Origin of the sequence: Vogesella indigofera (genome assembly GCF_003633895.1) — a bacterium.
Classification (GTDB): Bacteria; Pseudomonadota; Gammaproteobacteria; order Burkholderiales; family Chromobacteriaceae; genus Vogesella; species Vogesella indigofera.
Genome location: NZ_RBID01000013.1, coordinates 174,485 through 194,870, shown reverse-complemented (window position 1 = coordinate 194,870; position 20,386 = coordinate 174,485). Strand labels below are relative to the sequence as shown.

General features: G+C 64.9%; 18 protein-coding genes. 17 read left to right on the top strand and 1 reads right to left on the bottom strand.

Going from position 1 to position 20,386, the window contains the following annotated elements:
* Window positions 1-38: 38 nt before the first annotated feature.
* Window positions 39-1,082, bottom strand: coding sequence for a rod shape-determining protein (locus tag C8E02_RS07050; RefSeq protein ID WP_120810240.1), 1,044 nt, complete (start codon window positions 1,080-1,082; stop codon window positions 39-41).
* 215 nt (window positions 1,083-1,297) lie between these two features.
* Here C8E02_RS07050 and gatC point away from each other — a divergent pair, with 215 nt between their 5' ends.
* The 17 genes from gatC to ftsA all read left to right on the top strand — a co-directional run bounded on the left by gatC (window position 1,298) and on the right by ftsA (window position 20,386).
* A complete protein-coding gene (gene gatC, locus C8E02_RS07045; RefSeq protein WP_047965920.1) occupies window positions 1,298-1,585 on the top strand; it encodes an Asp-tRNA(Asn)/Glu-tRNA(Gln) amidotransferase subunit GatC in 288 nt (95 codons plus the stop codon).
* A gap of 73 nt (window positions 1,586-1,658) precedes the next feature.
* Entirely contained in the window at window positions 1,659-3,110 is a 1,452-nt protein-coding gene (gene gatA / locus C8E02_RS07040) for an Asp-tRNA(Asn)/Glu-tRNA(Gln) amidotransferase subunit GatA (RefSeq protein WP_120810239.1), read from the top strand.
* A 67-nt stretch (window positions 3,111-3,177) separates the two neighbouring features.
* Window positions 3,178-4,605, top strand: a complete 1,428-nt coding sequence (gene gatB, locus C8E02_RS07035) for an Asp-tRNA(Asn)/Glu-tRNA(Gln) amidotransferase subunit GatB (protein WP_120810238.1) — start codon at window positions 3,178-3,180, stop codon at window positions 4,603-4,605.
* 293 nt (window positions 4,606-4,898) lie between these two features.
* Window positions 4,899-5,345: a division/cell wall cluster transcriptional repressor MraZ gene (gene mraZ / locus C8E02_RS07030; RefSeq protein ID WP_047965923.1), complete on the top strand. Its 447-nt coding sequence runs from the start codon at window positions 4,899-4,901 to the stop codon at window positions 5,343-5,345.
* On the top strand, window positions 5,342-6,301 hold the full coding sequence (rsmH, locus tag C8E02_RS07025; protein WP_120810237.1) for a 16S rRNA (cytosine(1402)-N(4))-methyltransferase RsmH: 960 nt from the start codon (window positions 5,342-5,344) through the stop codon (window positions 6,299-6,301). Before mraZ ends, rsmH begins: the two co-directional genes overlap by 4 nt.
* Window positions 6,298-6,576 carry a cell division protein FtsL gene (gene ftsL, locus C8E02_RS07020; RefSeq protein ID WP_082133628.1) on the top strand — a complete coding sequence of 93 codons (279 nt, stop codon included), beginning with the start codon at window positions 6,298-6,300 and terminating at the stop codon, window positions 6,574-6,576. Before rsmH ends, ftsL begins: the two co-directional genes overlap by 4 nt.
* Complete coding sequence (locus C8E02_RS07015) at window positions 6,573-8,327, top strand: peptidoglycan D,D-transpeptidase FtsI family protein (protein ID WP_047965925.1); 1,755 nt, start codon at window positions 6,573-6,575, stop codon at window positions 8,325-8,327. Before ftsL ends, C8E02_RS07015 begins: the two co-directional genes overlap by 4 nt.
* A complete protein-coding gene (locus C8E02_RS07010; protein ID WP_120810236.1) occupies window positions 8,324-9,814 on the top strand; it encodes a UDP-N-acetylmuramoyl-L-alanyl-D-glutamate--2,6-diaminopimelate ligase in 1,491 nt (496 codons plus the stop codon). The genes C8E02_RS07015 and C8E02_RS07010 overlap by 4 nt, the downstream gene beginning before the upstream one ends.
* Complete coding sequence (locus tag C8E02_RS07005; RefSeq protein ID WP_120810235.1) at window positions 9,798-11,171, top strand: UDP-N-acetylmuramoyl-tripeptide--D-alanyl-D-alanine ligase; 1,374 nt, start codon at window positions 9,798-9,800, stop codon at window positions 11,169-11,171. The genes C8E02_RS07010 and C8E02_RS07005 overlap by 17 nt, the downstream gene beginning before the upstream one ends.
* 5 nt (window positions 11,172-11,176) lie before the next feature.
* Window positions 11,177-12,259: a phospho-N-acetylmuramoyl-pentapeptide-transferase gene (gene mraY, locus C8E02_RS07000; RefSeq protein WP_305118873.1), complete on the top strand. Its 1,083-nt coding sequence runs from the start codon at window positions 11,177-11,179 to the stop codon at window positions 12,257-12,259.
* 12 nt (window positions 12,260-12,271) lie between these two features.
* Window positions 12,272-13,639, top strand: coding sequence for a UDP-N-acetylmuramoyl-L-alanine--D-glutamate ligase (gene murD / locus C8E02_RS06995; RefSeq protein ID WP_120810234.1), 1,368 nt, complete (start codon window positions 12,272-12,274; stop codon window positions 13,637-13,639).
* The gene (gene ftsW / locus C8E02_RS06990; RefSeq protein WP_047965930.1) at window positions 13,639-14,802 is read left to right on the top strand and encodes a putative lipid II flippase FtsW; all 1,164 of its coding nucleotides are present in this window, start codon (window positions 13,639-13,641) and stop codon (window positions 14,800-14,802) included. Before murD ends, ftsW begins: the two co-directional genes overlap by 1 nt.
* A gap of 125 nt (window positions 14,803-14,927) precedes the next feature.
* A complete protein-coding gene (gene murG, locus C8E02_RS06985) occupies window positions 14,928-16,019 on the top strand; it encodes an undecaprenyldiphospho-muramoylpentapeptide beta-N-acetylglucosaminyltransferase (protein WP_120810233.1) in 1,092 nt (363 codons plus the stop codon).
* A 38-nt stretch (window positions 16,020-16,057) separates the two neighbouring features.
* A complete protein-coding gene (gene murC / locus C8E02_RS06980) occupies window positions 16,058-17,452 on the top strand; it encodes a UDP-N-acetylmuramate--L-alanine ligase (RefSeq protein WP_120810232.1) in 1,395 nt (464 codons plus the stop codon).
* A 50-nt stretch (window positions 17,453-17,502) separates the two neighbouring features.
* A complete protein-coding gene (locus C8E02_RS06975) occupies window positions 17,503-18,414 on the top strand; it encodes a D-alanine--D-alanine ligase (protein ID WP_120810391.1) in 912 nt (303 codons plus the stop codon).
* Entirely contained in the window at window positions 18,404-19,132 is a 729-nt protein-coding gene (locus C8E02_RS06970) for a cell division protein FtsQ/DivIB (RefSeq protein WP_120810231.1), read from the top strand. Before C8E02_RS06975 ends, C8E02_RS06970 begins: the two co-directional genes overlap by 11 nt.
* 42 nt (window positions 19,133-19,174) lie before the next feature.
* Window positions 19,175-20,386, top strand: a complete 1,212-nt coding sequence (gene ftsA, locus C8E02_RS06965; RefSeq protein ID WP_211329197.1) for a cell division protein FtsA — start codon at window positions 19,175-19,177, stop codon at window positions 20,384-20,386.

The window sequence follows — 20,386 nt, the reverse complement described above, 5'->3', positions numbered from 1 at the left end:
CAACGTCACCTCTTGCGAGGTGACGTCTGGTCAGGAAATCAGGGAACGCTGGTGAAAATGGTGCCGACCTTGTCCATTTTTTCCAGCGACTTGCCGGAGCCGCGTACCACGCAGGTCAGTGGCTCTTCGGCGATGAACACCGGCAGGCCGGTTTCCTCGGCCAGCAGGCGGTCGATGTCCTTCAGCAGCGCGCCGCCACCGGTCAGCACCATGCCCTTGTCGGCAATGTCGGCGCCCAGTTCCGGCGGGGTCTGTTCCAGCGTGATCTTCACCGCCGACACGATCTGGTTCAGCGGCTCGGTCAGCGCTTCCAGGATCTCGTTGCTGGACACGGTAAAGGCGCGCGGAATGCCCTCGGCCAGGTTGCGGCCCTTGACTTCCATTTCCTTCACTTCGGCGCCGGGGAAGGCGGAACCGATGGTTTTCTTGATTTCTTCGGCGGTGGCTTCGCCGATCAGCATGCCGTAGTTGCGGCGGATGTAGTTGATGATGGCTTCATCAAACTTGTCGCCGCCCACGCGTACGGAATTGGAGTACACCACACCGCCCAGCGAGATCACGCCGACTTCGGTGGTGCCGCCGCCGATGTCGACCACCATCGAGCCGGTCGGCTCTTCCACCGGCAGGCCGGCGCCGATGGCGGCGGCCATGGTTTCCTCGATCAGCTCGACACGGCGGGCGCCGGCGGCCAGCGCCGAGTCCTTGATCGCACGACGCTCGACCTGGGTCGAGCCGCACGGCACGCAGATCACGATGCGCGGACTGGCGGCGAAGAAGCGGTTGGGGGTGACCTTCTTGATGAACTGCTTCAGCATCTGCTCGGTGACGGTGAAGTCGGCGATCACGCCGTCCTTCATCGGACGGATGGCCTGGATGCTGCCCGGGGTACGTCCCAGCATTTTCTTGGCTTCGAGGCCGACGGCCAGGATCGATTTCTTGTTGCTGGGGATATCGTTGTGAATGGCAACCACCGACGGTTCGTCCAGCACGATGCCCTTGTTGCGCATGTAGATCAGGGTGTTGGCAGTACCGAGGTCGATAGCCAAGTCATTGGAGAAGTATCCGGTGAGCGAGCGGAGCATGGGGGTCGGTCCTGAAATGTTTTTTGAACGTTGCCTTATCGAAAACGACGGCACGCGTAATTAAATCGTGTTTGGGACAGGGCGGACAGGTAAAGATTCACTGTCCGCAGCGGTCCCGTTTGCCAAGCAGGTCTGGCCCCTTGGTTCTTGGGCTAATGTAACCAATTATGATACCCTACAACGCTTGAAATATTAAAGATTTTGACGAGGACGCCATGTCGTTGAGCCATCAGGATGTTGCACGTATTGCGCGCCTGTCCCGCATCGCGGTAACAGACGCCGAAATCGACGCGGTAAACCGCCAGTTGAACAGTATTCTCGGCCTGATCGAGCAGATGCAGGCGGTCAATACCGACGGTATCGAGCCGATGGCGCACCCGCAGGATGTATCGCTGCGCCTGCGCGAAGACGTTGTCACCGAGCCGAACCGGCGCGAGGCCTGCCAGGCGGTGGCGCCACAGGTGGAAAAAGGCCTGTTCCTGGTGCCGAAAGTCATCGAATAAGCCGCTGCGGCCAACCTTTGCCGTATCTGCCCTGCCGCCGAGGCGGGCCTTCTCTACGGAAGCTCTCTACACGATGATTCACGCTACGCTAAAACAATTGTCGCAACAGCTGGCCGACAAGCAGGTTTCTGCCGTCGAGCTGGCCACCGAATACCTGCAGCGCATCGACGCGCTCAACCCGCAGCTCAATGCCTTCATCACCGTTGACCGCGACAAGACCCTGCTCGAGGCCGCCGCCGCCGATGCGCGCCGCGCCGCGGGCAGCGCCGGGCTCTTGACCGGGGCACCGATCGCGCACAAGGACATCTTCTGCCAGCAGGGCTGGAAGACCAGCTGCGGCTCGAAGATGCTGGACAACTTCATCTCGCCCTACGACGCGCATGTAATCGAGCAGTGCCAGGCCGCCGGTCTGGTGACGCTGGGCCGCGCCAATATGGACGAATTCGCGATGGGCTCGTCCAACGAGAACAGCTACTACGGCGCGGTGAAGAACCCGTGGGATCTGGCGGCCATTCCCGGCGGCTCCTCCGGTGGTTCCGCCGCCGCGGTCGCCGCGCGCCTGGCGCCGGTGGCCACCGCCACCGATACCGGCGGCTCCATCCGCCAGCCGGCCAGCCACTGCGGCGTGACCGGCATCAAGCCGACCTACGGCGTGGTATCGCGTTTCGGCATGGTCGCCTACGCCAGTTCGCTGGATCAGGGCGGGGTGATGGCACAGACCGCGGAAGACTGCGCGCTGATGCTCAACGTGATCGCCGGCTTCGACGAGCGCGATTCCACCAGCCTGGAGCGTGCCAAGGAAGACTACAGCCGTGAGCTGAGCCAGCCGCTGGCCGGCCTGCGCGTCGGCCTGCCGCGCGAGTACTTCGCCGATGGCCTCGCCGCCGACGTTGGCCGCATCATCGACAACGCGGTGAGCGAACTGAAAAAGCTGGGCGCCGAGGTGGTGGACATCAGCCTGCCCAACACCCAGCTGTCGATCCCGGCCTACTACGTGATCGCGCCGGCGGAAGCCTCCGCCAACCTGTCGCGCTTCGACGGTGTGCGCTACGGTCACCGCGCCAGCGAGTACAAGGACCTGGTCGACATGTACGAGAAGTCGCGCGCCGAAGGCTTCGGCAGCGAGGTGAAGCGCCGCATCATGGTCGGCACCTATGTGCTCTCCCACGGCTACTACGATGCCTACTACATCAAGGCACAGAAGATCCGCCGCCTGATCGCCGACGATTTCAAGGCCGCTTTTGCCGGCTGCGACGTGATCCTCGGCCCGGTGGCGCCGACCGCCGCCTTCAATCTGGGTGAGAAGTCCGGCGATCCGGTGCAGATGTACCTGTCCGACATCTACACGCTGTCGGTCAACCTCGCCGGCCTGCCGGCGATGAGCGTGCCGGCCGGCTTCAGCGACAACGGCCGTCCGGTCGGGCTGCAGATCATCGGCAACTACTTCAGCGAAGCGAAGATGCTGAACGTGGCGCACCAGTTCCAGCAGGTCACCGACTGGCACAGCAAGGCCCCGGCCCTGTAATTACGCGATCAACAAAGCTTGGCCGCAGCCTGCGGCCAACCTTTAAAACAAGAAGGATTTTCCAAACATGAAATGGGAAGTCGTTATCGGTCTTGAGGTGCACGTGCAGCTCAACACCGTTTCCAAGATTTTCTCCGGCGCCAGCACCGCTTTCGGCGCCGAACCGAACACCCAGGCCTCGCTGGTGGAGCTGGCGCTGCCGGGCGTGCTGCCGGTGCTGAACAAGGCGGTGGTGGAGAAGGCGATCCGCCTCGGTCTGGCGCTGGACGCCACCATCAACCAGAAGAACGTGTTTGCCCGCAAAAACTACTTCTACCCCGACCTGCCCAAGGGCTACCAGATCAGCCAGATGGAGCTGCCTATCGTCGAACACGGCAAGCTGAACATCCTGGTCGGCGACGAGGAGAAATCCATCCGCGTCACCCGCGCGCACATGGAAGAAGATGCCGGCAAGTCGCTGCATGAAGACTTCCACGGCATGACCGGTATCGACCTCAACCGCGCCGGCACGCCGCTGCTGGAAGTGGTGTCCGAGCCGGACATGCGCTCGGCGGAAGAGGCGGTCGCCTACGCCAAGGCGCTGCACACGCTGGTGACCTGGCTGGGCATCTGCGACGGCAACATGCAGGAAGGCAGCTTCCGCGTCGACGCCAACGTGTCGGTGCGCCCGTTCGGCCAGGCCGAATTCGGCACCCGCCGCGAGGTGAAGAACCTGAACTCGTTCCGTTTCCTAGAGCAGGCGATCAAGTACGAGACGCAGTGGCAGATCGAAACCATCGAGGACGGCGGCAAGGTACAGCAGGCAACGGTGCTGTTCGATCCGGATTCCGGCGAAACGCGCATGATGCGCAGCAAGGAAGACGCGCACGACTACCGCTACTTCCCGGACCCGGACCTGCTGCCGGTGCGCATCAGCGACGAGCAGATCGCGCGCGTCCGCAGCGAGATGCCGGAACTGCCGGCGCAGATGAAGGCGCGCTTTGTCGACGCCTTCGGTGTTACCCCGTACGACGCGGCGGTACTGACCGGCAGTCGCGCGCTGGCCACTTATTTCGAGGCGGTGGCGACGGCCTCCGGCCAGGGCAAGCTGGCCGCCAACTGGCTGGGTGGCGATGTTGCCGCGCGCCTCAACCGCGAAGGCAAGGACATCGCCGAGCTGCCGATCGATGCCGAACGCTTGTCCGGTCTGCTGGTGCGCATTGCCGACGGTACCTTGTCCAACAAGCTGGCCAAGCAGGTGTTTGATGCGATGTGGGACAGCGGGCTGTCTGCCGATGTCATCATCGAGCGCGACGGCCTGAAGCAGGTGTCCGATGTCGGCGCCATCGAGAAGATGGTGGAAGAGGTGCTGGCCGCCAACCCGAAAGCGGTGGAAGAATTCCGCGCTGGCAAGGAAAAGGCGCTCAACGCGCTGGCCGGACAGGTGATGAAGGCGTCCAAAGGCAAGGCCAACCCGGCGCAGGTGCAGGAAATCCTGAAGCAGAAGCTGGCGTAAGCCTGCAAAAACAGCGGCCGCCCTGTATTTGGCAGGGCGGCCGCTGTTTTTTGTTTTGTGGTGCTGCTTGTCAATGGCATGACTTGACACTCTGCCTGCAGAGGATGCTGTAAGCCGCTGATTTCTCTTGTTTTCCCTCCGCTTTGACCTGCCCTAAGTCTTTGTCGCGAAAGGCGAAATGCCACAAATCAATATTGACCGGCTGATGTCGTTTCCCTATAGTGGCGAAAAGTGGGGCAATGTGGGTAATTGTGGAGTGTCAGCGCATTAATTTCAGGTGATGTGACAACAAAATGATCGGCGGCGTAAGTCTTGTCTCTCTCGACAGCAAGGGGCGTCTGGCCATTCCGGCCAAGCACCGGGAGACACTGTTGTCCGCGTTCGGTCATCGCCTGGTAATCACGCTGGAATCGTCCGAGCACCTGCTGTTGTACCCCGAAGCCAACTGGAAACCGGTGGAAGAGCGCTTGCTGAAGCTGCCGGCCGCCAACCCGGCCCTGAAGCGATACCAGCGTCTGATGCTCGGCCACGCCGACCTGCTGGAGATGGATGCCGCCGGCCGCATCCTGCTGCCGGCGCGGCTGCGTGAGCTGGTCAAGCTGGACAAGGAAGTGGCGCTGGTGGGCATGGGTAACCGATTTGAATTGTGGGATGCCGTCGAGTGGGATGCGCAGACCAATGCTGCCCTGGCGCTGGATCCGGCCGACCTGGCGCAGCACCTTGGAGATTTTACACTTTGACCGACGCAGTTTTTGTTCACCGCACGGTGCTGCTCGACGAAGCCGTAGAGGCGCTCGCCATCCGCAAGGATGGCGTTTACGTTGATTGCACCTTCGGGCGCGGCGGCCACAGTCGCTTGATTTTGTCGCAGCTGGGCCCGACGGGCCGGCTGATCGCCTTCGACAAGGACCCGGAGGCGATTGCGGTCGCCACCGCACTGGCGGCCAGCGATGCCCGCTTTACCATCGTGCACAACGGCTTTGCCGCCTTTGCCGCCGAGCTGGACGCGCTGGGCGTGGCCCAGGTCGACGGCGTGCTGATGGATCTGGGGATTTCGTCCCCGCAAATTGACGACGGACGCCGCGGTTTCAGCTTCCGTTTTGACGCGCCGCTGGACATGCGCATGGACACCACCCGCGGCCAGACGGCCGCGCAGTGGCTGGCCACGGCTGACGAGGCGGATATTGCAGAGGTTATCAAGACTTATGGTGAAGAGCGGTTTGCTCGCAAGATCGCAGCAGCCATTGTTGCGCACAGGGCTGAACGTCCCCTCGAAACGACGCGTGAGCTCGCTGTGCTCGTTGGGAAAAACGTCCGTACTCGCGAACAAGGTCAGGACCCCGCGACGCGAACCTTCCAGGCGATCCGGATCTACATCAACCGCGAGCTGGACGAGCTGAAGGAAATCCTGCCGCAAACGGTGGCAAGGTTGGCCGCAGGCGGTCGCCTGGCGGTGATCAGCTTTCACTCGCTGGAAGACCGCATCGTGAAGAACTTCATTCGCGATGCCAGCACCACCGACAAGCTGCCGTCGTGGGTGCCGGTGCGTGCCTGCGACATTCCCGAGGCGGCGATCAAGCCGGTGGGCAAGGCGATCCGCTGCAGCGAGGCGGAAGTGGCCGCCAACCCGCGTTCGCGTAGCGCGATCATGCGCGTGGCGCAACGTATCGGCGGGCAGTGGCAGGGCACAGAGTGAGCCTTAACAAGCTGAATGCGGTACTGCTGCTGCTGTTGATCCTGTGTGCGATGTCGGTAGTGAGTTCCACCCACGTGGCACGCAAGCTGTACTACGAGCTGGAAAAAGAACAAAAGCTGGCACGCCAGCTGGATGTGGAGTACGGGCAGTTGACGCTGGAACAGAGCACCTGGGGCGCCCATGCGCTAATCGAGAAGACCGCCGCCGCGCGCCTGCAAATGCTGACGCCGAGCCAGCGCCAGGTGCACGTGATCACGCCTGAGGGCGTGCGATGAGCCGGGTGTACACGCCACGCTACCAGCAGAACCTGAAGCCGGCGATGCGGCTGGCGCCGGGACGGGTCACCGTGGTGCTGCTGCTGCTGGGTGCGCTGCTGCTGGCCTTGCTGGCACGGGCGATCTACCTGCAGGTGGTGCAGCAGGACTTCCTGCAGAACCAGGGCGATGCGCGCTTCCGCCGCACGCTGCTGCTGGAGGCCAACCGCGGCGAGATTACCGACCGCAACGGCGAGCCGCTGGCGATCAGCACCCCGGTGCAGTCGATCTGGGCCAGCCCGGTCGACATGGAGCTGGGCACGGTGCCGGCCGCCAAGCTGCAGCAGCTGGCGCGGCTGCTGGAAATGCCGCTGGACGAAGTGAAGCGCAAGCTGTCGGACAACAAGCGCGAGTTCGTCTACCTCAAGCGCCAGATCAGTCCGGCGCTGGCGCAGCAGGTGATGGCGCTGGAGATTCCGGGGGTGGCGAAGCAGCAGGAGTTCCGCCGCTACTATCCGGCCGGCGAGATGCTGGCCCACGTGGTCGGCTTTACCGGCGTGGACGGCAAGGGGCAGGAAGGTTTCGAGCTGACGCGCGAAAAAATGCTCGCCGGCAAGCACGGCAGCCGCACGGTGCTGAAGGACCGTCGCGGCCACATCGTGGAAGACCTGGCGGTGATCGAGCCGCCGCGTGACGGCCAGACGCTGCAGCTGTCGATCGACAAGCGCATTCAGTACCTCGCCTACCGTGAGCTGAAGGCGGCGATGGAAGTGAACAAGGCGAAAGCCGGCGGGGTGGTGGTACTGGATGCCCGCACCGGCGAGGTGCTGGCGCTGGCCAACACCCCGTCGTACAACCCGAACAACCGTGCGGTGCTGGAGCCGGAAATGCGGCGCAACCGCGCGGTGGTGGACATGTTCGAGCCCGGCTCGACCATGAAGCCGTTCCCGATCGCGATGGCGCTGGATGCCGGCAAGGTGACGCCGGACACGGTGTTCGACACCCAGACCTACCGCATCGGTCCGGCCACGGTGCGCGATACGCATCCGAAGCCGGCGATGACGGTGACGCAGATCATCCAGAAGTCGTCGAACGTCGGTTCGTCGAAGATGGCGGCGATGTTCTCGCCGGAGGATATGTGGACGTTTTACCGGCAGGCCGGCTTCGGGCAAAGCCCGCAAACCGGTTTTCCGGGTGAAAGTGCCGGCCGCCTGCGCGACTGGCAGAACTGGCGCCCGATCGAGCAGGCCACTATGTCATTCGGTTATGGCGTCTCGGTCAGCCTGTTGCAGCTGGCGCGTTCGTACACGGTGTTTACCAACCGCGGTGCGCTGCTGCCGGTGTCGTTTACCCGTCTCGGCGCACCGTTGCCGGGCAAGAGCCTGATCAAGCCGGACACCGCGAAAAAGATGCGCGACATGATGGTGACGGTGACGGAAGAAGGCGGTACCGCGGTGCGCGCCCAGGTGCTGGGCTACCACGTTGGCGGCAAGTCCGGTACCGCGCGCAAGCTGGTCGGTGGCGCCTATGCGGCCAACAAGCACATCGGCCTGTTTGTCGGCTTTGCGCCGGCGACCACGCCACGGCTGATCGTGGCGATGATGATTGATGAACCGGGTGCCGGTGCCTACTACGGTGGTGCGGTGGCCGGGCCGGCGTTTTCCAACATCATGGCCGGCAGTTTGCGAATTCTGGGGGTCGAGCCGGATGCTCCCTCCAACAATACATTGATTCCGGAACACCAGATTTCGGAAGTGCGGGAAGAAACATGAAAACAAGCTTGATCGACTTGCCTGACTGGGACCCTGCCGTGTTGCAGGGTTTGGGCGTCGCCATTTCCCGCGTCGAGGCGGACAGCCGCCGCGTGTTCCCCGGTGACGTGTTCCTCGCCTGCCGTGGCGAGTACAGCGACGGCCGCGACTTCATCGCCGCCGCGCTGGAAAAGGGCGCCGCCGCGGTGCTGTGGGATGACGCCGACGGCTTTGTCTGGAACCCGGCATGGCAGGTACCCAATCTGGCGGTACCGCAGCTGCGCGAGCGCGCCGGCATCGTCGCCGCCCACGTCTACGGCTACCCCAGCCGCGACATGGCGGTGATCGGCATTACCGGCACCAACGGCAAGACCTCGATCTCGCACTGGCTGGCGCAGGCCTACGCGCTGCTGGGCGAGAAGGCGGCGCTGATCGGCACCGTCGGCAACGGCTTTTACGGCGCGCTGACCGAAACCACCCACACCACTCCTGACCCGATCACCGTGCAGCAGAAGCTGGCGGAATACCGCCGCCAAGGCGCGCACATGGTGTCGATGGAGGTGTCCAGCCACGGCCTCGACCAGTTCCGCGTCAACGGCGTCAGCTTCCGCAGCGCAGTGTTCACCAACCTGACCCGCGATCACCTCGATTACCACGGCACCATGGCCGAGTACGGCGCGTCCAAGGCCAAGCTGTTCCACTGGCAGGGGCTGCAGCACGCGGTGATCAATGTCGACGACGCCTTCGGTCGCCAGCTGGCGAGCGAAATTGACCAAAGCCGCACCCGTGTCATCAGCTACGGCCTGGAGCAGGGCGACGTGCGCCCGCTGAGCCTTGCGGCCAACCTTGATGGCCTGCAGCTCTCCGTCACCACGCCGTGGGGCGATGCCGAGATCAAGAGCCCGCTGCTGGGCCGCTTCAATGCGGCCAACATGCTGGCCTGCCTGGCGGTGCTGTGCGCCAACGGCGTGACCCTCGACGACGCGGTGCGCGTGCTGGGCAAGATCCAGCCGGCACGCGGCCGCATGCAGCGCATCGGCAGCAGCCTGGAGCCGCTGGTGGTGGTCGACTACGCACACACGCCGGACGCGCTGGAAAAGGCGCTGGCCACCTTGGCCGAGATCCGCCCCGCCGGCGGCAAGCTGTTCTGCGTGTTCGGCTGCGGCGGCGATCGCGACAAGGGCAAGCGCCCGATCATGGGCGAGATCGCCGAGCGCATCGCCGACGTGGCGGTGGTCACCAGCGACAACCCGCGCAGCGAAGCGCCGGCGGCCATCGTCGCCGACATCGTCGCCGGCATGCGGGCACCGGGCCATGTCGAAATCGACCGCGCCGCCGCCATCCACTGGGCGGTGGCCAATGCCCGCGTTGGCGACGTGATCCTGATCGCCGGCAAGGGCCACGAGGAATACCAGGACATCGCCGGCGTGAAGCAGCCGTTCTCCGATTTCCGTGTTGCCGAAGACGCGCTCACCGCCTGGGGGGCCAACGATGCTGCCGCTGTCTGACGCCGCCCGCCTGTTGTCCGGCGAACTGGCCGGCAGCGATGCCGTGTTCCAGCGCGTGGTCACCGACAGCCGCGCGGTGCAGGCCGGCGACCTGTTCGTGGCGCTGAAGGGCGACAACTTCGACGCGCACGACTTCGTGGCCGAGGTACTGGCCAAGGGCGCGTTTGCGCTGGTGCGCCATGACTTCGAGCCGGCGAGCGGCAGCGTGATCCGCGTCGCCGACACCCGGCTGGCGCTGGGCACCTTGGCCGCCGCCTGGTGCGCACGGTTGCAGGTGAAGCGCATCGGCATCACCGGCTCCAACGGCAAGACCACGGTCAAGGAGATGGTGGCCGCCATCCTGCGCGCCCACGCCGGCGACGATGCCGTGCACGCCACCGTAGGCAACTTCAACAACGACATCGGCCTGCCGCTGACGCTGCTGGCGCTGCGCCCGGCGCACCGCTACGCGGTGATCGAGATGGGCATGAACCACTTTGGCGAGATCCGCTACCTCACCAGTCTCGCGCGGCCGCAGGTGGCGCTGGTCAACAACGCCATGCGCGCGCATCTGGGCGGCGGCTTCGACAGCACCGCCGACATCGCCCGCGCCAAGAGCGAGATCTTCGAAGGTCTCAGCGCCGACGGTGTCGCCATCATCAATGCCGACGACGCGCAGCAGGCGATCTTCACCGCCGCCGCCGGCCAGCATCGCCAACTGCGCTTTGGTTTGTCCGCTGCGGCCAACGTCAGCGCCCGCGACATCGTCGCCAGCGCCACCGGCAACTGTTTCACTCTGGTTTGCCCGCAAGGCGAGCAGGCGATCGAACTGCCGGCCGCCGGCGAACACAATGTGCGCAACGCGCTGGCTGCCGCCGCGGTGGCGCTGGCACTGGACGTGCCGCTGGCCGCCATCGCCGCCGGTCTGGCCGCCTTTGCCGGCGTCAAGGGCCGCCTGCAGCTGAAGCCGGCCGCCTGCGGTGCCACCGTGATCGACGACAGCTACAACGCCAACCCGGATTCGATGAAGGCCGGTATCGACGTGCTGGCCGCCTATCCGGCGCCGCGCATCTTCGTGATGGGCCAGATCGGCGAGCTGGGCGACACCGCGCCGCAACTGCACGCCGAAGTCGGCACCCACGCCCGCGCGCGCGGCATCGAAACGCTGCTGTGCCTGGGCGAGCTGGCGCAGCATGCTGCCGCCGCCTACGGTGTCGGCGCCGAGTATTTCGACGACATCGACGCGCTGCTGGCGCGGCTGGATGCCGTGGTCACCCCGGCCAGCACGGTGCTGGTCAAGGGTTCGCGCTTCATGCGCATGGAACGGGTCGTTGCCCATCTGGTAACCCCACAACAACAAGAAAACGGGAAGGGCTAAACGTGCTGCTGTTACTGGCTGAACTGCTAAAGGACCACATCCGGGCTTTCAACGTCCTCAACTACGTCACGCTGCGCGCGGTGATGGCGGCGCTGACGTCGCTGGTGATCTCGCTGTGGCTGGGGCCGTGGGTGATCGCCAAGCTGACCGAACTCAAGGTCGGCCAGGCGGTACGCAGCGACGGCCCGCAGACGCATCTGGTGAAGACCGGCACCCCGACCATGGGCGGCACGCTGATCCTGCTAGCGATGAGTGTCACCACCCTGCTATGGGCCGACCTGTCCAACCAGTACGTGTGGCTGCTGCTGGCGGTAACGCTGGGCACCGGCGCGCTGGGTTTCTACGATGACTGGCGCAAGGTGGTGTACAAGGACCCGAACGGGGTCTCCGCCCGTTTCAAAATGGCGTGGCAATCGACCATCGCCATTGCCGCCGGCGTGTTCCTGATCACCACCGCCAAGTTGCCGGCATCCACCGAATTCATCATCCCGTTCTTCAAGAACGTGATCTATCCGCTGGGCGGCATCGGCTTCTGCGTGCTGACCTACTTCGTCATCGTCGGCACCTCCAACTCGGTGAACCTCACCGACGGCCTCGACGGCCTCGCCGCGCTGCCGGTGGTGATGGTGGCCGCCGGTCTGGCGATCTTCGCCTACGTCGCCGGTCACGCGCTGTTCTCCAAATACCTGGGCATGCCCTTCGTGCCCGGTGCGCACGAGGTGGTGGTGTTCTGCGCCGCCATCTGCGGCGCCTGCCTCGGCTTCTTGTGGTTCAACGCCTACCCGGCACAGGTGTTCATGGGCGATGTCGGCGCGCTGGCGCTGGGCGCCGCGCTGGGCACCGTGGCGGTGATCGTGCGCCAGGAAATCGTGCTGCTGATCATGGGCGGCCTGTTCGTGGTCGAGGCGCTGTCGGTGATGATCCAGGTGGCGTCGTTCAAGCTCACCGGCAAGCGCGTGTTCCGCATGGCGCCGCTGCATCACCACTACGAACTCAAAGGCTGGAAAGAGACCCAGGTGGTGGTCCGCTTCTGGATCATCACCATGATGCTGGTGCTGGCAGGTCTTGCCACGCTGAAACTGCGCTAAGGAAAGCTGACCATGGATCTGGCTAACCGTCACATCATCGTTATCGGCCTCGGCGACACCGGCGTGTCCGCCGCCCGCTGGCTGCTGGCGCACGGTGCGCGCGTGACGATGGCGGACAGCCGCGACAATCCGCCGAATGCGGCAGCCGTTGCGGCCAACCTTGGCTCGGTGCCGCTGCGCCTGGGCGCGTTCAGCGACGCTACCTTTGCCGATGCCGACATGCTGATGGTCAGCCCCGGCGTCAGTGTCCGCAGCCCGGCCATCGCCGCCTTTGCCGCCGCCGGCGGCGAGGTGGTCGGCGACGTGGAATTGTGGGCACGTGCCATTGCCGGCAGCGGCGCGCGGGTGATCGCCATCACCGGCTCCAACGGCAAGAGCACCGTCACCAGCCTGGTCGGCCACCTGTGCGAGGCCGCCGGGCTGGATACCGTGGTGTGCGGCAATATCGGCCTGCCGGTGCTGGATGCACTGGCCGCGCGCGAAGCCGCCGGGCGGGCGCCGGAGGTGTGGGTGGTGGAGCTGTCCAGCTTCCAGCTGGAAACCACGCGCAGCCTGCAGGCGGACGCGGCCACGGTGCTGAACATCTCCGAAGATCATCTGGATCGCTACCACGACCTGCTCGATTACGCGCACAGCAAGACCGCCATCTTCAACGGTGACGGCGTGCAGGTGCTGAACCGCGACGACGTGTTCTGCCGTGCGATGGTGCGCGCCGGACGACGGGTGGCGTGGTTCTCGCTGCGCGAGGACACCGATTACGCATTGCAACAGACGGATAGCCGTTACCAGCTGGCCATCGCCGGACAGGCGGTGTTCGACTGTACCGACATGCCGCTGCAGGGCCTGCACAACGCGGCCAACGCCTTGGCGGCACTGGCGCTGTGCGAGGCGATCGGCCTCGCGCGCGAACAGCTGCTGCCGGCACTGAAAACCTTCCGTGGCCTCGCGCACCGCGTCGAGTTCGTCGCCGAGTTCGACGACGTGATGTACATCGACGACTCCAAGGGCACCAACGTTGGCGCTACCGAGGCGGCGCTGAATGGCATGACCCGCAAGGTGGTGCTGATCGCCGGCGGCGACGGCAAGGGCCAGGATTTTGCGCCGCTGGCGCCGGCCTGTGCCCGTATCGCCCGCGCGGTGGTGCTGATCGGCCGCGACGGCCCGCAGATCGGCGCCGCGCTGGCCGACAGCGGTGTGCCGCTGGTGGTGTGCCAGACGCTGGAGGATGCCACCCGCGAGGCGGCCAGCCTGGCACAGCCCGGTGACGTGGTGCTGCTGTCGCCGGCCTGCGCCAGCCTCGACATGTTCAAGAATTACGCGCATCGCGCCCAGGTGTTTGTCGACACCGTCGCGCAGCTGCAAGCGGAGCGTCTATCGTGATGCACGCCGCGCGCAGCCGCTACCACCACAGCACCGCCATCACCGTGATGGACGAGGCGCTGATGTGGGCGATTGCGCTGTTGCTGTCGGTCAGCCTGGTGATGGTGTTCTCGGCGTCGATTGCCAACGCCGAGGCCGATCCGGCGACCAACAGCCCGTACTTCTACCTGATGCGCCACATGGTGTTCATGGTGATCGGGCTGTCGGCGGCGGCGCTGACCTTCATGATCCCGATGGCGTGGTGGCAGCAGTACGCGGGCAAGTTTTTCCTGTTCGCCGGCTTCCTGCTGGTGCTGGTGCTGATTCCCGGCATCGGCCGGGTGGTGAACGGTTCGCGGCGCTGGATCAACCTGATCGTGCTGAATTTCCAGCCGTCGGAAGTGATGAAGCTGGCGGCGGTGATCTACGCCGCCGACTACACCGTGCGCAAGGCGGCCAAGCTGCACAGCTTCAGCCAGGGTTTCCTGCCGATCCTGATGGCGATCGTGGTGGTGGCCTTCCTGTTGCTGGCGGAGCCGGACTTCGGCGCGCTGATGGTGGTGATGAGCATCACCATGGGCATCGTGTTCCTCGGCGGCATCAACCTGCGCATCTTTGCCGGGCTGGCGCTGATGGCGGTGGCGGCGATCGGCTTGCTGATCGTGACCTCGCCGTACCGGGTGAAGCGGGTGCTGGGTTTCCTTGATCCGTGGGAAGACCCGTACGGCAAGGGCTACCAGCTGTCGCACTCGCTGATCGCCATCGGCCGTGGCGAGTGGCTGGGCGTCGGCCTCGGCGGCAGTATCGAGAAGCTGTTCTACCTGCCGGAGGCACACACCGACTTCATCATGGCGGTGATCTCGGAGGAATTCGGTTTCATCGGCATCTGCGTGGTGCTAGGGCTGTATGCGTGGATCGTGCGGCGTGCCTTCCACATCGGCACCGAGGCGAAGAAGCTGGAACGCTACTACCCGTCGCTGGTGGCGCAGGGCATCGGCATCTGGCTGGGGATCCAGACCTTCTTCAATGTCGGCGTCAACATGGGCTTGCTGCCGACCAAGGGCCTGACCCTGCCGCTGATGTCGTTCGGCGGCTCGGCCATGCTGTGCAACCTGGCGTCGCTGGCGGTGCTGTTGCGGGTGGATTATGAAAACCGCCGCCTGATGCGCGGCTTCAAGGTTTAAAAGCCGCGTAGCGGCGAAGGAAAAACAGGCAGTGAGGCTTCAGGGTTTGAAGCATTACGCGGCGGCCAACGTTGGCCGCCGGTGAACGGAATCAGGGGCTGCGGCCCGGAGTTGAGAAAGAAAAGATGACTAAACGCACGGTGATGGTAATGGCGGCAGGCACGGGTGGACACATCGTCCCCGGCATCGCTGTTGCCCGCGAGCTGCAACAGCGCGGCTGGCAAGTGCTGTGGGTCGGCACCGAGCGTGGCATGGAAAACAAGCTGGTGCCGCCGACCGGTATCCCGCTGATCCGGCTAGCGTTCCACGGTGTGCGCGGCAAGGGACTGCTGGGTTCGGTAAAAGGCGTGCTGCAGCTGGGGGCCGCCTTTGTGCGCAGCCTGAAGCTGATGTTCGAACACCGCCCGGACGTGATTCTGGGCATGGGCGGCTACGTGTGCCTGCCGACCGGCCTCGCCGGCGCGCTGCTGTGGAAGCCGCTGGTGATGGTCAATGCCGACGCCGGTCTGCTGCTGAGCAACAAGGCGCTGCTGCCGTTTGCCGACCATCTGGCCTGCGGCTTTGACGGCGAGGCCGCCAGGCTGAACAAGGCGGTGGTCACCGGTAACCCGGTGCGCGCCGAGATCGAGCAGATGACGCCGCCGGCCGAGCGCTTTGCCGGCCGTACTGGTCCGCTGCGGGTGCTGGTGGTCGGTGGCAGCCTCGGTGCCAAGGTGCTGAACGACACCCTGCCGCAGGCGCTGGCGCTACTGCCGGCCGAGGCGCGGCCGCTGCTGACGCACCAGACCGGCGACAAGAATTTCGACGCGGTGCAGGCGGCGTACGCCGCCGCAGGATTGAAGGTTGGCCGCGACGTGACCTTGCTGCCCTTCATCGACAATATGGCGGCGCTGCTGGCCGACTGCGACGTGATCCTGTGCCGTGCCGGCGCGATCACCATCAGCGAACTGTGCGCCGCCGGCGTGCCCAGCATCCTGGTGCCGCTGGTGGTGTCCACCACCTCGCACCAGCGCGACAACGCGGCGTGGATGGCGGCTCATGGCGCGGCCATCCATCTACCGCAACAAGACATGAATCCGCAGCAACTGGCGGCGCTGCTGGCAGGGCTGACCCGCCCGCAGCTGCTGCAGATGGCCGAACAGGCGCGAACGCTGGCCAAGCCGGCCGCGGCAGCCAAAGTGGCCGACCTGTGCCAGGCGCTGGCGGATACCGAATAGGACTGGGCCCGGAGCGGGCCCGAGCAAGAGAAGACACCATGAAACATCGCGTCAAACACATACACTTTGTCGGCATCGGCGGCGTCGGCATGTGCGGCATCGCCGAGGTGCTGCTGAACCTGGGCTACACCGTGTCCGGTTCCGACATGGCCGACAACGCCGCCACCAAGCGCCTGACCGAGCAGGGCGCGCGCATCTTCTTTGGCCATGACGCCACCTATATCAAGGGCGCCGACGTGGTGGTGACCTCCACCGCGGTGAAGGCCGACAACCCGGAAGTGCAGGAAGCGCAGGCCAATCACGTGCCGGTAATCCCGCGCGCGATGATGCTGGCCGAGCTGATGCGCTTCAAGCAGGGCATTGCCATCGCCGGTACCCACGGCAAGACCACCACCACCAGTCTGACCGCGTCGGTGCTGGGTGCGGCCAACCTTGATCCGACCTTCGTGATCGGCGGCAAGCTGACCGCGGCCGGCACCAATGCCCGCTTGGGCAGTGGCGACTACCTGGTGGCCGAGGCCGACGAGTCGGACGCCTCCTTCCTCTACCTGCAGCCGGTGATGTCGGTGGTGACCAATATCGACGCCGACCACATGGACACCTACGACCACAGCTTCGACAAGCTGAAGCAGGCCTTCGTCGACTTCATCCACCACCTGCCGTTCTACGGCCGGGCCGTGCTGTGCGTCGACGACGAGCACGTGCGCAGCATCGTGCCGCAGCTGAAAAAACCGGTCACCACCTACGGTCTGGACGACAGCGCCGATGTCTACGCCGAAAACGTGGTCGCCGACGCCGGCCAGATGCACTTCGACGTGGTGGTGAAGGCCGACGGCCTGCGCTTCCCGGTGACGCTGAACATGCCGGGCCGCCACAACGTGCTCAACGCGCTGGCGGCCACCGCCATCGGCCTGGAGTGCGGCGCCGAGGTAGAGGCGATCCAGCGTGGTCTTGCCGAGTTCGCCGGTGTCGGCCGCCGCTTCCAGCGCTACGGCGAACTGCCGGCCAAGGATGGCGGCAGCTACACCCTGATCGACGACTACGGCCACCATCCGGTGGAAATGGCGGCGACGCTGGCCGCGGTGCGCGGCGCCTTCCCGCAGAAGCGGCTGGTGCTGGCGTTCCAGCCACACCGCTACAGCCGCACCCGCGACCTGTTCGAGGACTTCGTCAAGGTATTGAACGGTGTCGACTGCCTGTTGCTGGCGGAAGTGTACGCCGCCGGTGAGGCACCGATCGTGGCCGCCGACGGCCGCGCGCTGACGCGGGCGGTACGGGTCGGCGGCAAGGTGGAGCCGGTGTTCGTCGAGCAGATCGCCGACATGCCGCAGGTGATCAGCGACATGGTGCGTGACGGTGACGTGGTGATCACCATGGGCGCCGGTTCCATTGGCGGCATCCCGGCCAAGCTGGTCGCGGCGAGCAAGGCATAACCCAGGACAAGGTTGGCCGCGTGCAGCTCACGCGGCAGCAAGGAAACATGATGAAGCAATTTGGCAAGGTGGCAGTGATCATGGGTGGCAGCTCCGCCGAGCGCGAAGTGTCGCTGATGAGCGGCAACGGCGTGCTGGCCGCGCTGCAGAGCAAGGGCGTCGATGCGCACAAGTTCGACCCGTCGGAAAAACCGCTGACAGCGCTGCAGGAAGAGGGCTTTGCCCGCGTGTTCAACATCCTGCACGGCCCGTTCGGCGAGGACGGCACGCTGCAGGGTGCGCTGGAGAGCATGGCCATTCCCTATACCGGCTGCGGCGTGATGGCGTCGGCGATCTGCATGGACAAGTGGCGCACCAAGCTGCTGTGGAAGGGCGCCAGCCTGCCGATCCCGGATTTCGAGCTGCTGAGCGACGACAGCGATTTTGACGCCATCGAGGCCCGCCTCGGTCTGCCGATCTTCGTGAAACCGTCCACAGAAGGCTCCAGCATCGGCGTCACCAAGGTGAAGGAACACGGTGGCCTGAAGGCGGCGTACGCCGAGGCGCGCCAGTACGACGAGATCGTGATCGCCGAGCAGTTCATCGGCGGTGGCGAGTACACCTGCGCCATCATCGACGGCAAGGCCTATCCGACCATCAAGATCGAGCCGGCCACCGAGTACTACGACTACCAGGCCAAGTATTTCCGTGACGACACCGTCTACCGCTGCCCGTCCGGCCTCGCGCCGGAGGTGGAGCAGCGCGCGCGCGAGCTGGCGCTGCAGGCTTTCCGCGTGCTGGGTTGCCGTGGCTGGGCGCGTATCGACTTCCTGATGGACGAAGCCGGCGGCATCTACCTGCTGGAGGCCAACACCAATCCGGGCATGACCAGTCATAGCCTGGTGCCGATGGCGGCGCGGGTCGAGGGGCTGTCCTACGAAGATCTGTGCGTACAGGTGCTGGCGGCAGCTCATGTGGGATAACCATGCGGTACTGCGCGCGCTGGCGAACATGCTGTTGCTGACCGCGCTGCTGATGTTGCTGTACAGCGCCGGGGTGTGGTTGACGCACTCGCCGCTGTTCCCGGTCAAGCGGATCGCGATTGGTGGCCAGTTCGTGAAGGTGACACCGGTGCAGTTGAAGTACATCGCGCAGCACGAGCTGTCCGGCACCTTCTTCACGCTGGACATCAACAAGACGCGCGGTGCGTTCGAGAAGCTGCCGTGGGTGCGCGAGGCGCAGGTGAGGCGGACGTGGCCGGACCGCCTGCAGATCACCATCGCGGAACACGTCGCGGTGGCGCGCTGGGGCGAAAGCGGGCTGATCAGCAAGGAGGGCCGCTGGTTCGATGCGGCCAGTGACCAGCCGCTGCCGGTGCTGTTCGGGCCGGCGGGCAGTGAAAAGGAAATGGTACAGGCCCTGCACACGTTCGGGCCGGTACTGGCTCAGGCCAGGCTGAAAGTGCGGCAATTGTGGTTGAGCGAACGCCGCGCCTGGAAGATGGAACTGGATAACGGGGTAATGCTGGAGCTGGGACGTGGTCCGGTGAAGGAGCGGTTGGCGCGGTTTGTCGAGTACTGGCCGCGCAGCCTGGCCACCATGCCGTATCGCATCGAGTACATCGACCTGCGTTACCCCAATGGATTTGCCGTGAAGATGCCGGAATACCAGGCAAGCACGGCAACAGCAAACAAGCTTTGAGTGTTGGAGCGACAGGTGAGCAAACCTAAAGAAAGCAAGAACATGCTGGTCGGTCTGGATATCGGGACCTCGAAGATCGTCGCGATCGTTGCCGAGGTGCTGGAAGAGGGCCAGATCAACATCATCGGCATGGGCCAGGTGCCGTCGCGCGGCTTGAAGCGCGGCATGGTGGTCAACATCGAGTCCACGGTGCAGGCGATCCAGCGCGCGCTGGAAGAGGCCGAGCTGATGGCCGACTGCAAGATCCACCAGGTGTTTACCGGCATCGCCGGTAGCCACATCAAGAGCGTCAATTCGCACGGCATGGTGGCGATCAAGGACCGCGAGGTGACGCCGATGGACATCGAGCGCGTGATCGAAACCGCGCGCGCGGTGACCATTCCGCCGGATCACCAGGTGCTGCACATCCTGACCCAGGAATACAGCATCGACGGCCAGGAAGGCGTGCGCGAGCCGTTGGGCATGAGCGGCGTGCGGCTGGAGGCCAAGGTGCACATCGTCACCGGCGCGGTCTCTGCCGCACAGAACGTGGCCAAGTGCGTGCGCCGCTGCGGGCTGGAAGTGTCCGACCTGGTGCTGCAGCCGATGGCGTCGGCGATGGCGGTGCTGTCCGAGGACGAGAAGGAACTCGGTGTCTGCCTGATCGACATCGGTGGTGGCACCACCGACATCGCGGTGTACACCAACGGCGCGATCCGCCACACCGCGGTGATCCCGATTGCCGGTGACCAGATCACCAACGACATCGCCATGGCGCTGCGTACCCCGACCAAGGAAGCGGAAGACATCAAGATCCAGCACGGCGTGGCGCTGGTGTCGCTGGCCGATGCCTCGCAGATGATCGAGGTGCCGGGCGTCGGCGAGCGCGGTCCGCGCCAGATGTCGCGCGCCACGCTGGCCGAAGTGATCGAGCCGCGGGTGGAAGAACTGTTCCAGCTGGTGCAGCAGGAGCTGCGCCGCAGCGGTTTCGAGGAAGTGTTGTCGTCCGGCATGGTGATTACCGGCGGCGCCAGCCTGATGCCGGGCATGGTCGAGCTGGCCGAGGAAGTGTTCCACATGCCGGTGCGTATCGGCGTGCCGAAGTATGTCGGCGGTTTGTCGGAGGTGGTGAAGAATCCGCGCTTCTCGACTGGCGTCGGCCTGTTGCAGTACGGCAAGGACCAGATGAATCCGAGCGCCCACCACAAGGTGGACGATGGCGGCGTAGGACAAATGTTTCAAAAAATGAAAGCCTGGTTTGCCGGAAATTTCTGA

Coding starts and splice junctions, on each gene's coding strand:
- C8E02_RS07015 (WP_047965925.1), top strand. CDS start 6,573: ATGAGCCGGGTGTACACGCCACGCTACCAGCAGAACCTGAAGCCGGCG.
- mraZ (WP_047965923.1), top strand. CDS start 4,899: ATGATCGGCGGCGTAAGTCTTGTCTCTCTCGACAGCAAGGGGCGTCTG.
- gatC (WP_047965920.1), top strand. CDS start 1,298: ATGTCGTTGAGCCATCAGGATGTTGCACGTATTGCGCGCCTGTCCCGC.
- murG (WP_120810233.1), top strand. CDS start 14,928: ATGACTAAACGCACGGTGATGGTAATGGCGGCAGGCACGGGTGGACAC.
- murC (WP_120810232.1), top strand. CDS start 16,058: ATGAAACATCGCGTCAAACACATACACTTTGTCGGCATCGGCGGCGTC.
- ftsW (WP_047965930.1), top strand. CDS start 13,639: ATGCACGCCGCGCGCAGCCGCTACCACCACAGCACCGCCATCACCGTG.
- murD (WP_120810234.1), top strand. CDS start 12,272: ATGGATCTGGCTAACCGTCACATCATCGTTATCGGCCTCGGCGACACC.
- C8E02_RS07005 (WP_120810235.1), top strand. CDS start 9,798: ATGCTGCCGCTGTCTGACGCCGCCCGCCTGTTGTCCGGCGAACTGGCC.
- C8E02_RS06975 (WP_120810391.1), top strand. CDS start 17,503: ATGAAGCAATTTGGCAAGGTGGCAGTGATCATGGGTGGCAGCTCCGCC.
- C8E02_RS07010 (WP_120810236.1), top strand. CDS start 8,324: ATGAAAACAAGCTTGATCGACTTGCCTGACTGGGACCCTGCCGTGTTG.
- gatB (WP_120810238.1), top strand. CDS start 3,178: ATGAAATGGGAAGTCGTTATCGGTCTTGAGGTGCACGTGCAGCTCAAC.
- C8E02_RS06970 (WP_120810231.1), top strand. CDS start 18,404: ATGTGGGATAACCATGCGGTACTGCGCGCGCTGGCGAACATGCTGTTG.
- gatA (WP_120810239.1), top strand. CDS start 1,659: ATGATTCACGCTACGCTAAAACAATTGTCGCAACAGCTGGCCGACAAG.
- ftsA (WP_211329197.1), top strand. CDS start 19,175: ATGCTGGTCGGTCTGGATATCGGGACCTCGAAGATCGTCGCGATCGTT.
- C8E02_RS07050 (WP_120810240.1), bottom strand. CDS start 1,082: ATGCTCCGCTCGCTCACCGGATACTTCTCCAATGACTTGGCTATCGAC.